Annotated in this window: 10 protein-coding genes and 1 tRNA gene; 9 read left to right on the top strand and 2 right to left on the bottom strand. The window is 60.2% G+C overall.

Annotation, left to right across the window (positions count from 1 at the left end; translation table 11 throughout):
* Positions 1–70: 70 nt before the first annotated feature.
* Positions 71–158 (top strand) — tRNA-Leu (locus tag BLT69_RS00475).
* 577 nt (positions 159–735) lie between these two features.
* On the opposite strand, the gene BLT69_RS10730 is transcribed toward BLT69_RS00475, so the two are convergent.
* Entirely contained in the window at positions 736–888 is a 153-nt protein-coding gene (locus BLT69_RS10730) for a hypothetical protein (protein ID WP_157886261.1), read from the bottom strand.
* A gap of 319 nt (positions 889–1,207) precedes the next feature.
* Here BLT69_RS10730 and BLT69_RS11165 point away from each other — a divergent pair, with 319 nt between their 5' ends.
* The gene (locus tag BLT69_RS11165) at positions 1,208–2,677 is read left to right on the top strand and encodes a DUF4352 domain-containing protein (protein WP_157886260.1); all 1,470 of its coding nucleotides are present in this window, start codon (positions 1,208–1,210) and stop codon (positions 2,675–2,677) included.
* A gap of 118 nt (positions 2,678–2,795) precedes the next feature.
* On the opposite strand, the gene BLT69_RS00460 is transcribed toward BLT69_RS11165, so the two are convergent.
* The gene (locus BLT69_RS00460) at positions 2,796–4,337 is read right to left on the bottom strand and encodes a polysaccharide deacetylase family protein (RefSeq protein WP_092648067.1); all 1,542 of its coding nucleotides are present in this window, start codon (positions 4,335–4,337) and stop codon (positions 2,796–2,798) included.
* 250 nt (positions 4,338–4,587) lie between these two features.
* Here BLT69_RS00460 and BLT69_RS00455 point away from each other — a divergent pair, with 250 nt between their 5' ends.
* Genes BLT69_RS00455 through pknB form a run of 7 tightly spaced genes read left to right on the top strand, consistent with a single transcriptional unit; the run spans position 4,588 to position 13,752 of the window.
* Positions 4,588–5,295: an FHA domain-containing protein gene (locus tag BLT69_RS00455; protein WP_058237655.1), complete on the top strand. Its 708-nt coding sequence runs from the start codon at positions 4,588–4,590 to the stop codon at positions 5,293–5,295.
* On the top strand, positions 5,295–5,786 hold the full coding sequence (locus BLT69_RS00450; protein WP_058237654.1) for an FHA domain-containing protein FhaB/FipA: 492 nt from the start codon (positions 5,295–5,297) through the stop codon (positions 5,784–5,786). Before BLT69_RS00455 ends, BLT69_RS00450 begins: the two co-directional genes overlap by 1 nt.
* A 5-nt stretch (positions 5,787–5,791) precedes the next feature.
* Positions 5,792–7,135 carry a PP2C family protein-serine/threonine phosphatase gene (locus tag BLT69_RS00445; protein WP_092649034.1) on the top strand — a complete coding sequence of 448 codons (1,344 nt, stop codon included), beginning with the start codon at positions 5,792–5,794 and terminating at the stop codon, positions 7,133–7,135.
* The gene (locus BLT69_RS00440) at positions 7,135–8,622 is read left to right on the top strand and encodes an FtsW/RodA/SpoVE family cell cycle protein (protein ID WP_092648066.1); all 1,488 of its coding nucleotides are present in this window, start codon (positions 7,135–7,137) and stop codon (positions 8,620–8,622) included. Before BLT69_RS00445 ends, BLT69_RS00440 begins: the two co-directional genes overlap by 1 nt.
* Positions 8,619–10,073 (top strand): peptidoglycan D,D-transpeptidase FtsI family protein, encoded by a 1,455-nt coding sequence (locus BLT69_RS00435; RefSeq protein WP_092648065.1) that lies wholly within the window; start codon positions 8,619–8,621, stop codon positions 10,071–10,073. The genes BLT69_RS00440 and BLT69_RS00435 overlap by 4 nt, the downstream gene beginning before the upstream one ends.
* Entirely contained in the window at positions 10,070–11,785 is a 1,716-nt protein-coding gene (locus tag BLT69_RS00430) for a serine/threonine-protein kinase (protein ID WP_257590344.1), read from the top strand. Before BLT69_RS00435 ends, BLT69_RS00430 begins: the two co-directional genes overlap by 4 nt.
* Entirely contained in the window at positions 11,758–13,752 is a 1,995-nt protein-coding gene (pknB, locus tag BLT69_RS00425; RefSeq protein ID WP_092648063.1) for a Stk1 family PASTA domain-containing Ser/Thr kinase, read from the top strand. The genes BLT69_RS00430 and pknB overlap by 28 nt, the downstream gene beginning before the upstream one ends.
* Positions 13,753–13,792: the final 40 nt, after the last annotated feature.

The following is a 13,792-nucleotide window of genomic DNA, read 5'->3' as shown; positions in this document are numbered from 1 at the left end:
GTCTCAACACCTCTTGTGGTGTATTCGGTTTGACGAAGACACCCTCGGCCTCGTAATCTTCTATAGCAACGCGCGAGTGGCGGAATAGGCAGACGCGCACGGTTCAGGTCCGTGTTCCAGTTGATGGAGTGGGGGTTCAACTCCCCCCTCGCGCACCATGTGATGTGTCGGGACATCGTTGACATTGTGTTGGCGGTGTCCCGATCTTTCTGTATATCGCCGCGTTTCAGTACACTGCCGGCGTTTCCACATCTTGCTGGCCTTTCTGCATTTCACCGCCTTTTTGGGTGTGTCCTGACCGCAGATCCTTCGGGCGGGGATGCCACTGCTGTCCTGCCGCGCGCACCAACACGTGCACATACCCCTAGATTTAAACCCTCCGCGTGCACATACCCCTAGTTCTAACCCCGCCTCGTGCACATACCCCTAGATTTAAACCCTCCACGTGCACATACCCCTAAAAAGTCATGTAAAAATGCACAATCCCCTAGATTTAACGCGTGAGGCTCGAGGCCGCCGGAAGCTACTGACAGCTGACCTGCGGAAATAGGTTTTGTCCTTTTGGGGTGCCGACTTTAGCTAGGGGTATGTGCAATTCGAGCGTTAAATCTAGGGGAATGTGCATCAAGACCGTGAAGATTTAGGGGAATGTGCAACGCAGGCACGAAGATTTAGGTGTATGTGTACCAGACGGTGCATATACAGGGCCCACGCTCGCAGGGGACGTATCGTGGCTCACCGCCGCGCATACTCACGTACTGCGGCAGAGCCATGCTCGCGGGGAGATATCGATTCAGAGATCAGCGTTGACAGTGCGACGAGGTTCGAGGGACGTTCGTGTTGGACGCTGATGCGTCGACATATGCGAGCAACGTTTTTCTGTGTCATGTCACCAAAAGGGATAGGCTCATAAAGAGGGCGCCGAAGCTTAATGGGCGCCCATTTCGTTATTGAACCGCACCTAGAGTCTCACCCACTTGATCGAGGACAGTCCATGACGAATCCACCCACCACCCCAGGTTCGAACGGTAACGACAGGTACTCGACGGGCACCCATCGGGAACTTTCACCTTCGCCCGTCATAATGCCTCTGTTGGCGATACGCTTAAAGTGAATTGGGACCTCAATCAAAGAGCCACTTTGGGTTCCACAGCCACGCATCTGATCTACCGCACTTGCACGAATGTCGTAGAACGAAGGATGAATCATGACGAATTCACGCCCACCGACAGGTAACGACGCCAACTCGCACCAGCGATACGGCAGTAGTCCCTACGGTTTCGACAACGCACGCCAATTCGAGTCCAAGCCAGATCAGACGGCACAGTGGAATGGACAAGGCGCGAATAGCTTGAGCCGGGACGGCGATGGCCGGTTCAGCCCCGAAGGTCCCACGTCACAAGGCTCGAACTCCGACGGAGATTACGGCCGTTGGAGCCGCGACCAGCAAACAGCGCAGATGCCACCTGCACATGAGCAATGGGCAGGCAACTCGGCAAGACAGCCGGGCCAACCGGGACAGCCGGGACAGCCGGGCCAACCGGGGCAAAACGGGCCAGGCTACAACGACCAGTGGTCACACAATCAGCAGTGGTCATCGTCCAATTCTCAATGGTCATCCACCCCGTCATGGCAAAACGGCCCACAGGGGCCCTATACCCCACAGGGAGCATACGGTTCGCAAGGCCCCACGAATCCGCAAGGATCGTACGGACCACAGGGACCATATGGCTCGCAGGGTCCCAACAGTCCACAAGGGCCCTACGGGCCGCAGGGGCCTCAAGGCCCTGGTGGCTCATGGTCACAGCTACCGAACCAATCCGGTGGAACAAAGAAGATCAACATCGTCGCGTTTGTTGCGCTTGGCCTTGCAGTCCTCGGCCTGATCCTCTCTGTCATTCCAGTGACGCAGATCGTAGGGTGGGTCATCCTCGGCGTCGCGTTTATTTGCTCCCTCGTCGCGCTCTTCTTGAAGAACCAGCCGCGCGTCAGCGCACTGATCGCGCTGGCAGTGACGGTTCTTTCGGCACTCATTGCTCTGGTCGTCGCCTTTATCATGGCCAATCTGTCTGACGTTGATGAGACTGTCGACGAACAGGAACAACCCTCGGCGACAGAAACTCAGGATCAAGATCCGCAAAGTAGCCCCATTGCCCCAGCACCTACTGTGCCTCTTCCGACCACGCCCCAGCAATCAGGAGACCCAGGTCAGGCAGGACAGCAGCCTGGACAGATGCCCACCCCCGGAACGGCAAGTTCGCCCCAAACCTCGAGAGACAATCCCGCAGCACTGGGAGAAACCATTACCGTTGGCCAGTGGGACGTGGCGATCAATTCATTCAATCCCGACGCCACCGACCAAATTGTGAACGGCAATATGTTCAACACTCCTCCGGATGACGGCACGGTTTACTCCCTGCTCAATGTCACTTTCACCAACAAGGGCACTGAAAAGACCCTGCCCTTCCTGGCATTCGCCTTCATCGACGAGGCAGGCCAGACGTACTACGACTATGACAACCTCGTGGGTCTGGAGGACTCGTACTACCTTCTGGACCTTGAACCGGGACAGCAAGGCACTGGTAGCGTCGCTATCCAGATCCCAGCGGGTGCGAGCGGTGTTCTTCAGGTGACAGATGTCCTGGGAACGAGCATCGCGTACGTCTCAACGCACTAGGCAATGCCTGCAGCGCCAGCGGGATGCTGCGAGGCTGGCCAATTGCCGCCTGCTGAGTAAGCATGACCGCCGGCCACCTACTCGCCAGTAACGCTGCCTCCGCGGCAGCGCCAGCCCCCTAATAATACGACTGCCCAGCCTCCACGCCACCGAGCAGCGTTGGCACTGTGACCAGCGTGAAGCCCTGGCGCTGCAACTGATCAATGATGCCCGGGACAGCTTCAATGGTCGAAGGGTGAACGTCGTGCATCAGGACGATCGACCCGGCGCGCACAGTCGCCATAATCCGATCGGTCGTGCTCTTGACGTCGCGGTTCTTCCAGTCCTCAGAATCCACATCCCAGAAGATCGCTGCCTGACCCGCCTCACTGAGCACGCCGGTTACCTTGTCATTGGTCGCTCCATACGGAGGATGCATCAGCGCCGGCAACAGCCCACTGGCCTGCTGAATCGCATCCCGCGAGCGCGCTACCTCATCACGGATCCCCTCGACCGGCAACGTGTCGAGCTGTGGGTGCGACCAGGAATGCGACCCCACCACATGCCCTTCGTTCACAGCGCGAGCGGTGATATCCGGGCGCGCCGCCACACTGGGTCCCAACTGGAAGAACGTGGCGTGCACGCCTTTCGATGCAAGCACATCGAGCAGTTTTGGCGTCAGGTTCGCATCGGGACCATCGTCGAACGTCAACGCCACACACTGCGCCGCACTGCAATCCACATTCTCGGTCGGAACCATACCCATCACACCTGATCCATCTGCGGGCAGCGGCTCGAGGGGAACGAATGGCGGTTCGGGCTGGGGAAGCCCAGCAAATTCCGCGCCTCCTGTCACCGCCGCAGTTACAGCGCGACCCAGGTCGCTCGACACCTCGGCAGCCTGATCGGGGGACACTTCCAGCACCGCGCGATCAGCGTTCACTCCACTATCAGCGTTCAGGATCAGCGCAAATGAGCCGTCCTGGCCGATTCGCACATCATCTGGCCCATGCCACGCCTCGTTCGTACGCAAGCCGAGCCTGGCCAACGCGTCCTGATAGGTTCCCGGGTCTCGATCTGCCTCACGCAACGCACGCTTGGCGGCAGGGAACAGCTGCACCCGCTCATCCTCATTGACGAGGGCGGCCGCAGGCGCCACCGTTTGGTCCTGGGTATCAACGATCCATGATGACGAGCGCGTGACCTCGCCGTCGTCGGTGCCGGTGATGGCTTCGAGGACGAACCCGATCCACTGCCCCGCAGCGAAGGACACGTCGTAGCGCACTTCCTGAGAATCCGGCCAGGATGCCATCTCAAGGGCCCGCTGCTCCATGAACGCGTTGACGTCGTCGAATCCCTGGATACCCGGCCAGGTCACAGGGATGTCTGCCGTGGACGAACGGTCAATGACATGACCGATCTGCGGGTCATCAGCGGGAAGCGCCTCAGGCATGTCAGCGACGTGGGACCGTATCCCGGCAGGTGAGGTGGGCGGGCCAGACTGGGGTGCGCTTGACGCAGCAGACTGGCCTGATTCCTGTGTGCCCGATGGCGCAGTGTCCCCAGAACCAGGATTGCACGCCGTGAGTCCCGTGAGCACAGCGACGCACGCCAGGGCGGTGCACCACCGGTGCCGGCCGAGGCGGTTGGAACTGCCGTTGTATTCACGTAGTGCCATCATGGCGCCGATGATAGCGAGCCAATCGGCCAGAATCCACCCTTTTATGTTCCACCAGACACAACCATGCCGGTATTGTCGTTACTATGAGTACCGACTCTGTGCCGCAGACAGCTGAAGTCCTGTCGGTCCTGTCCTCGTCGGAATGTTCGCTTAGGAGTGTTCCGCCGACACGGTTACACTGGCCTTTGCACTGCATCAGTAGTGCATGCGTGATCGGAGTGTTACGCGTGACGCAAGGGAAGGGGACGCCATGAGCATCTTTGATCGTTTCGAAAACGCGGTCGAAAAAGGTGTGAACTCGGTTTTTTCTCGTGTCTTTCGTTCCGGCCTCAAGCCAGTTGACGTGAATTCTGCAATCCGACGTGCCATGGAGGATAACCTCCAGGAAGTCTCCTCCGACCGCACCATCGCGCCCAATAAGTTCGTCGTGCGTACCTCCGTGACGGATCTGGAATCCATCGGTGACGACATGCCCGTCCTCGTCGATGAATTTGAACGCGACGCGACAGAGTACGCCACTCAGCACGGCTATGCATTGCTTGGCCCCATCGCAGTCAGTTTCGAGGAAGACGAATCTGAACTGACTGGGCAACTCATCGTTGAAGCTGCCAATGAGCGCGGCGCAGTCGCTCCGGCGACAGTGCTCGAGGCTTCCCCTGAACATCCGATCATCGATGTGGATGGAGACCGCTGGCTGCTGACCGAACCAGTCACCGTGATCGGGCGCGGCTCAGACTGCGACATTGTCATCACCGATTCAGGCGTGTCACGCCATCACCTCGAACTGCGCATCACTCCCACCGGGGTCATCGCAACAGACCTGGGTTCCACGAACGGGACTTTTGTGGAGGGACACCGCATCGATGCCGCTACTCTGGTGGATGGCAACCAACTGACGGTGGGCAGAACCCGGATCCTGTTTTGGACCCATCCTGAACCAGCTGACGAGGAACGGTGATGACAAGCGATCTGGCATTTACTGTTTTTCGCGTCGGATACCTGGCTCTGCTGTGGCTGATGGTGCTCGCCGCAGTGTCCACGCTGCGTCGAGACATTTTCGGAACCGTTGTCACCCCTCGTGGCAAGGGCCGGCGTACCGCTGACAAGAGACGCAAGAAGTCGCAGAAAGCTCGCAAGGATCGCGCATCAGATGAACTGATTCCCAGATCACTGCTCATTACAGGCGGCCCGCTGGTCGGAATGACTCTGACACTTGGCTCCGCCCAGATCACCATCGGACGCTCCCCGAACTGCATCATGGTGCTGGAGGACGAGTACGTCTCGGGGCAGCACGCCATGCTCTCCCCACAAGACGGCGAATGGGTCATCGAGGACCTCGGCTCCCGCAACGGCACGTTCGTGGACGACGAGCGCATCACACAGCCGACCGTCGTCCATCCCGGCACGACGATTCGCATCGGACAAACCACGCTTGAATTGGTCAGGTGAGCGTCGTGAGTCCTGAAGCAATCGAATTTCACTATGCAGCCCGGTCTGATATCGGACTGGTCCGCAAGAACAATCAGGACTCTGCCTACGCGGGCCCCAATCTGCTTGTACTCGCTGACGGTATGGGCGGCCCGGCCGGCGGTGATATCGCCTCATCCGTCGCGATCGCCCACCTGGCGCACCTGGATTCGGAATCATATCCAGCTGATTCGATCGCCAAGCTCCTGCATGACAGCCTGGTGGATGCACACGATGAGCTCTGTGAACGCTCGGAAACTGACCCGGAGCTGAAGGGTCTGGGAACCACCTGCATTGCGATCATGCGTGCCGGCTCAAAACTGGCGATGGTCCATATTGGTGATTCTCGTGCCTACGTGATGCGTGGCCACACCCTCACGCAGGTCACCACTGACCATTCTTTTGTCCAGTACCTTGTTGACAGTGGCCAGATCACGCCTGACGAGGCTGAACAGCATCCTCAGCGCAACGTGGTGCTGAAGATTCTAGGGGATTCGCAGGCCAGCGTGGTTCCTGACGAAACCATGCGTCAGGCTGTTGTGGGAGATCGCTGGCTGCTGTGTTCAGACGGTCTGTCCGGAGTGGTATCGGGAGACACGATCGGTTCGGTGCTGACCGAGTATGAAGATCCGGGCGAGTGCGCCGAAAAGCTCATTGACCTGGCGTTGCGTGCCGGTGGGCCTGACAATGTGACGTGCGTGATCGCGGATATTGTTCCGGCAGGCACAACGAACCAGACTGCTCCTGAAATTGTGGGTGCTGCCGCGACCGACCGTCAGGCACCCACCCGCGGAGGTGACGGTGCTGCTGCGCGCGCAGCGGCCCTGGCCCGATCAACCTCGACTCATTCACTTTCAGATCCTGACGAGGATGCCGCTGAACCTGAGCGGCCTCGCATGCGGTGGTGGACCATTGCCGTGGGTGTGCTGGCCGTAGCAGCTGTGGTCCTGGCAGGCTTTTTGGGATACCGCTGGTCACAGCAGCAGTACTATGCGATTGGCGAGGACGGGGCGGTCGCCATCTACCAGGGAATTCCTCAGACGCTGGGGCCGTGGGCCTTTTCGCACCGCGTGGAGGTCACCTCTATTTCGCTGGCTTCCCTCGATAACGTGGATCGTGAACGACTGCAGGAACCTGTCACCCGTTCCTCACGCGAGGAAATCGACGCATATATTGCGCAGCTGGCACCCGTGAGTGCCCAGGGACCAGACGGTACGGATGCCCAATCGGGTGGTGACCGGCCACAGTCATCACGTTCCTCACAGTCGGGCAGCCAGCCGCAGCCACAGTCGCTCCGCCACAGTGATTCCTCCGACGTGGAGGCACTGTAATGGCAACAGTGATGGTGGCGCCGACACGTCCTCGACGCCTGGTGGAAATTGCGCTCATGGTGGTGGCACTGGCCATCGGAATCGGCGGCTACGTGCTGACGACGATCAACCGCACCGGCGTTATCCCCTCGAACCTGGGGATGCATATCGTGATCCTGCTGGTGGTTGCCATAGCCGCTGAAATCGGGATGCACGTGCTGGCACCCTACGCCGATCCTGTCATCTTGCCGATCTCGGTGGCATTGACCGGGCTGGGACTGGCGATGATTTACCGCCTGGATCTGACCTATGACATGCTCGGGCGTTACGACACTGAATCTGGTGGCCACCTCATGCCAACCAGCACGAAGCAGCTCATCATGGTGGGTGTCGCACTGGTTGCCGCAGCACTCACCTTGATCGTGGTGCGGAATCACCGCCTCCTGCGCCGCTTTACGTACACGTTCGGAGTGATCTCCCTGGTCTTGTTGCTCCTGCCCATGCTCCCTGTCATCGGCAGTGAACAAATGGGCGCGCGCGTGTGGATCCGCATGGGGCCGCTCAGCTTGCAGCCAGGCGAACTCGTCAAAGTCACCCTGGCCATCTTCTTTGCCGGCTACCTGGTCAACAAGCGGGACTCACTGGCCATCGGCGGTCCGAAGATCCTGGGAATGCGCCTGCCGCGCGCACGTGACCTAGGTCCGATCCTGGTGGTGTGGCTCATCGGCATCGCGATTCTGGTACTCCAGCGTGACTTGGGCACATCTCTCATGTTCTTCGGCATGTTCGTGGCGATCCTGTACGTGGCGACCAACCGTCCCTCGTGGCTGGTGATCGGCGTTGTCATGTTCACTCCCGCCGTTATTTTGGCAGTACGCGCGTTCCCACACGTTCAGAACCGTTTCAACGTATGGCTCAATGCCCTGGACAATGACGTGTACAACGCGCAAGTGGGGTCCTATCAGGTCGTCCAGGGCCTCTTCGGTCAGGCTTCCGGCGGACTGATGGGCACCGGCTGGGGGCGTGGCTACCCGCACCTCGTGGTCCACGCCGAGTCCGACTTCATCTTGTCGTCACTGGCTGAAGAGCTCGGACTGACCGGGCTGCTGGCCATTTTGCTGCTGTACCTGATTTTGATTGAGCGCGGTTTGCGCGCAGCCATCGGTGTGCGCGACGGATTCGGCAAGCTACTGGCTGCTGGTTTGAGCTTCTCACTGGGACTTCAGGTGTTCGTCGTCCTGGGAGGTATTACGCGAGTCATTCCGTTGACCGGCCTGACTGCCCCTTTCCTTGCTGCCGGCGGATCATCGATGGTGGCGTCGTGGGTGATGATCGCGTTGCTGGTGCGTATTTCCGATGCTGCGAGGCGCCCCACCCGCCCGATCCCCTCCTCAGCGATCAGTGGACACGCTTCCCACGCCGGTGACAATGCGCTGGCTCAGTCACGCTCCGCAAGTGCCGATCACCGCACAACCGCCACTGCATCTGAGGGTGGTGAGGCACAGTGAACACGCAGATCCGCAGATTGTTCCTGTTGATGCTTGTCATGTTTGCCGCCCTGGCATGCGCGGCAACGTCTATCCAGTTCTTCCAGGCTCCATCCCTGAACGCAGATGGGCGTAATACTCGCACCATCTTGCACGCCGCAGAAATCGATCGTGGCCCCATTATCGTCGGTGGTGACGCCGTTGCTTCTTCCTCAAAGGAGGAGGGCTCTGCACGCTTCCAACGCTACTACTCGCAAGGCCCGCTCTACGCACATGTCACTGGCTACTTTTCTTCTGTGTTTTCTCAGGCCAGCGGCATTGAGCGCGCATCCGAAGACGTTCTGGATGGCCGGTCGGACGCCCTCCTGATGCATCGGATCCGCACCCTGTTCACAGGGTCGGAGCGTCAGGGCGGTGGCGTGGTTCTGACACTGAATGAACAGATGCAGCAGGTGGCAGCTGAAGCACTCGGTGCTAGGAAAGGCGCGGTGGTCGCCCTCGACCCAAAAACTGGAGCGGTACTGGCCTTGTATTCATCACCCAGCTACGATCCCAATCCACTGGCCTCTTTCGATGCTCAGACTGTTCAAAATGCCTATGACGCCCTGGTTGCCGACCCTGCGCAGCCGCTGACGAACCGTGCGATCGCGGGAAATCGGTACGCACCAGGGTCAGCGTTCAAGATCCTGACGGCAGCAGCCCTGCTCGAAAACGGCATGACACCCGATACGCCCGTCGATTCGCCGGTGGAGACACCACTGCCCGAGTCCACTACGACGGTGTCGAATATCGAATCCACAACCTGCGGCAACGGAAAACCTGCCTTGCGTGAAGCATTCGCCCGCTCCTGCAACACCTCCTTTGTCATTGCCTCTCAGCAGCTGCCTGACACGGCACTGGCCGACATGGCCGAACGTTTTCAATTCGGAACGGAACTGTCCATTCCGCTGACGGTGACACCCTCGCGTTACCCGGAAGATGCCAATGCGCCTGAACGGGCGCTCACATCGATCGGACAGTTTGACGTCCAGGTGACCCCGATGCAGATGGCGATGGTGGCCGCGGCGGTGGGTAACCACGGCGTCATGATGAAGCCGCAGCTCATACGTGAGATCGTGGACGCCGATCTGCAGTCCACTCAGCAGATGACACCGACCAGGCTTGCTGAACCGATCAGCGCTGGTGTGGCCTCCCAGCTGACCTCGATGATGGTGTCAACGGTGAATGAGCCGTACGGCACGGGCGGCCTGATGGCGCTGAGCAACTGGCAAGTGGCGGCAAAGACCGGCACGGCGGAAACGGGTGACGGGTCCGGCAAGGCCAATGCGTGGGCCGTTGCGTTCGCCCCGGCCGACGACCCGCAGATCGCGATAGCCGTTTTGGTGGAAGGTGATGATGAACAGCCCGTACCTCATGGTGGTGACACGGCCGGTCCGATCGCACGTGCCGTTTTGGAGGCTGGCCTGCAATGAGTGAAGCAACGCATAACCATTACATGCCCGGACACTTGCTGGGCGGGCGCTACATGCTGCTCACGCGGATCGCACAGGGCGGCATGGGTGAAGTGTGGAAGGCACGTGATAAGCAGACCGGGCACATCGTGGCGGCCAAAGTGTTGCGGCCGGAACTGTCCGGCCATCAGCTTCCGCTGTCCCGTCTGCGCATTGAGGCACGTAACGCGATGCGTATCGAGCATCCCAACATTGCGTCTGTTCTGGATTCGGGCGAGGCCGGCGGGTATGGCTGGATCATGATGGAGTTGGTCGAGGGCCGCCCCCTGACGGACTACCTGCGCGGCGGGCGCACCCTGGAGGTGCGGGACATCATTCCGATGATGATTCAGGTGGCGATGGCTCTGCACGCAGCGGCAGCGGCAGGAGTGGTGCATCGCGATATCAAACCGGCCAATATCCTGATCAGGCCTGACGGAGTCGTCAAACTCACCGACTTTGGGATCTCCCGCACTGCCGATCAGGCCGCTTTGACAGCGGCAGGCATGGTGATGGGAACCGCTCAGTACCTGCCTCCCGAGCAGGCAATGGGTGAAGTGGCGACAACCCTTGGGGATCTGTACGCCCTTGGTGTCATTGCCTACGAAGCTGCATCGGGTAAGCGCCCGTTCACGGGAAAGACCCAGGTCGATATTGCGTTTGCGCACGTCAATGACCCTGTGCCGCCGCTGCCATCCAGCGTGCCTGAACCGTTTGCTCGGATCGTGATGAAGCTGCTGGAGAAGAACCCGAAGTCTCGTCCCCAATCCGGTGCGGCTCTGGCTCGTGAACTGGTTCAGGCTGCTCACACGCTGCACCTGTCGACAGCTCCCCGCCCGCTTCCTGCCCTTGAGATTACCGACGACACCACCGCTCAGCCGCCCGTCATCGCGCCGTCCCACCAGGACACGTCAGCCACGCCTGCCATGCCAGCGATTCCTGCCGGGGGTGGCCCTGCTCTCGCTGATGCAACAACGTCTGTCGCTCCCGTTCTGGATCTGACAATCGATACCACCATTGACGAGGATGCCCTCGACAAACCACTGGATCCCCGCGAGCGGCGTCGACGGGAACTGGTGGCTCGCCTCAAACAGCGCGCCGAGGAACGCCAGCGTCAGGAGCAGCGTCAACGCGAAGAAGTGGAAGCTCAGGCGACAGCGGAGCGCGAACGTGAGGCACATGAACGCCGCCTGCAGGCCGGTAGGCAACGTCAGGAGCGTCAGGAAGCGCTCAGGCGACAAAGCGCGCGTGCCACTGCGCAGGCACGCGACACCAAGCATGAGGCGTCCCGCAGTCACTCCGGGTCGACAGGGCACTCCCCTGCCGCCTCGACTAAGAATCGCGCATCCGGTGCGTCGACAGCTGCGCACACATCTGGCTCGTCGAGCGATGGTCGCCCACGCGTCCGGTGGCACGCAGTGGACCGTGCGAATGCGCGCAACGGGTTCAACAAGCACGATGAGGCGAGCTCGCCGACACCCACGCGCTTCAACCGTTCGCAGGTGTCACCGCCACTGACACGGCGCGATGTCCTGGGACGGGCGTTGATCATCGCACTGATCTTTGTCACGATCGTCCTGATCGTCATTGCCACCCTTTACAATAGATTTGGATCATTGTCTCTACCCCTAGGGATGAGTCAATTCATCATCGAGGAGGCTCACACATGGCCGATTCCATGGCCCACCGTCTAGGCGGACGCTACGAAATCCGCTCGCTCATCGGGCGAGGCGGCATGGCGGAAGTCCGCCTGGGATTCGACACGCGCCTGAGTCGCATCGTCGCGATCAAGATGCTGCGAACAGACCTGGCGCGCGATTCGATCTTCCAGACCCGTTTCCGCCGTGAAGCGCAGGCGGCAGCCTCTTTGAACCACCCCAATATCGTCGCCGTGTATGACACTGGCGAAGAGGTCGTCACCACGCCCGATGGTTCGGGAGTATCCGTCCCCTACATCGTGATGGAGTACGTCGAAGGACACACCGTTAAGGATCTGCTGGCTGACGGCACTCCGGTTCCGATCGACGAGGCGGTCGAGATCGTATCCGGCGTCTTGTCGGCACTGGAATATTCCCACTCGCAGTCGCTCGTCCACCGCGACATCAAGCCGGGCAACATCATGCTCACCACTGACGGCAAGGTCAAGGTGATGGATTTTGGTATCGCCCGCGCTCTGACAGATTCTCAGGCGACCATGACGCAGACCAATGCGGTAGTCGGCACGGCGCAGTACCTGTCCCCTGAGCAGGCCCGCGGTGAACAGGTCGACGCGCGTTCCGACTTGTACTCCACCGGCATCGTCCTCTTTGAACTGCTCACAGGCCGGCCGCCGTTCAAGGGAGATTCCGCCGTTGCCGTGGCCTATCAGCATGTCTCCTCGACGCCACCGCTGCCCTCGTCCATTACACCGGATATTCCGGAGTCGCTTGACCGAGTGGTGATGAAGTGCCTGGCGAAGGATCGTGAGGATCGGTACTCCTCAGCAGCATCGATGCGTTCTGACCTGATCCGGGCCGTACACGGTGCTGACGTGGATGCACCTGCCACCCAGGTGTGGGAGACGGCCGCACTGGCCAATGCGGGCAGCTCATCTGGTGCGACCGCCACGATGCCGTTGTCGCAGATGTCATCGCCTCCCCCGCCACCGCCGAGCTATACGAACAGGAACCGTGCCCAGTACGCTGACACGTCTGTGGCGACCGAGGAGGAAGCAGAACTGCGCAAGAAGCGCACAGGTCTGATCGTCGCACTGGTGATTCTTCTGATTGGCGCGCTGGGAATCGGTGCGGTCGCCCTCATGCAGTCGAACAAGGATCCTGAAAAGGCCACCGTTCCTGATGCTCTGATCGGCATGACGCAGGAGGAAGCCAAACAGGCTGTCGAAGGTGCGGGGCTGGTCTTCGCCATTGGTGATCCCGTCGAATCGGAAGATGTGGAAGAAGGCCGCGTCGCTCAGTCTGATCCGCCGCCCTCCACCCAGGTCGAAGAAGGCTCGTCAGTTACTGTGTTCCTCTCCTCGGGACCAGCTTCCCAGCCCGTTCCTGATGTCACCGGCAATCCGGTGGATCAGGCGCGCACAATCCTGGAAAACGCCGGTTTCGAAGTAAAGGTCTCCGACCAGAAGAAGCCATCCGATGATATTGCTGAAGGCAGCGTCGTCGAAACCTCACCGAAGGCTAAGGAAATGGCCAAGAAGGGATCGACGGTTACGCTCATCGTGTCCTCGGGCAGCAACCAGGTTGCCGTTCCTGATGTCAACGGAATGAGCCAGGAGCAGGCGCGTTCCACGATCGAAGCAGCCGGACTGCGGGTCGGATCCGTCACGAGCGTCGATTCCGCCGAGCAGGCGAAGGATCGTGTCGTCTCCTCCGCACCCGCTGCCGGTGAAAAAGTCGCCAAGGATTCAGAAATCACGCTGCAGCTTGCGTCCGGAAATGTGGCTATCCCTGCCGGCCTTCCCGGCCAGTCCCAGGAAGCTGTGGTCAACGCTCTCAAGGAACTCAAACTGGTTCCGGATGTGTACGAGATGGACAGCAACGATGTCGCCAAGGGAATGGTCGTCAACGTTGAGCCCGGCGAAGGCCAGCTCGTCTCCCAGGGTGGCACGGTGAAGGTGTACGTCTCGAGGGGATCGTCCTCAGGCTCTCAAAGTGGCAACTAAGTAATCGACGGTAAGCGCCGGCTCGGTGCCCGGCTCCGCG

This window comes from Schaalia radingae (assembly GCF_900106055.1).
In the GTDB taxonomy this organism is placed as follows: Bacteria; Actinomycetota; Actinomycetes; order Actinomycetales; family Actinomycetaceae; genus Pauljensenia; species Pauljensenia radingae_A.
The sequence above is the reverse complement of the archived record's forward strand: the minus strand, read 5'-3'. Positions and strand labels throughout refer to the sequence as shown.

Coding starts and splice junctions, on each gene's coding strand:
- BLT69_RS00460 (WP_092648067.1), bottom strand. CDS start 4,337: ATGATGGCACTACGTGAATACAACGGCAGTTCCAACCGCCTCGGCCGG.
- pknB (WP_092648063.1), top strand. CDS start 11,758: ATGGCCGATTCCATGGCCCACCGTCTAGGCGGACGCTACGAAATCCGC.
- BLT69_RS00450 (WP_058237654.1), top strand. CDS start 5,295: ATGACAAGCGATCTGGCATTTACTGTTTTTCGCGTCGGATACCTGGCT.
- BLT69_RS00430 (WP_257590344.1), top strand. CDS start 10,070: ATGAGTGAAGCAACGCATAACCATTACATGCCCGGACACTTGCTGGGC.
- BLT69_RS11165 (WP_157886260.1), top strand. CDS start 1,208: ATGACGAATTCACGCCCACCGACAGGTAACGACGCCAACTCGCACCAG.
- BLT69_RS10730 (WP_157886261.1), bottom strand. CDS start 888: ATGACACAGAAAAACGTTGCTCGCATATGTCGACGCATCAGCGTCCAA.
- BLT69_RS00455 (WP_058237655.1), top strand. CDS start 4,588: ATGAGCATCTTTGATCGTTTCGAAAACGCGGTCGAAAAAGGTGTGAAC.
- BLT69_RS00440 (WP_092648066.1), top strand. CDS start 7,135: ATGGCAACAGTGATGGTGGCGCCGACACGTCCTCGACGCCTGGTGGAA.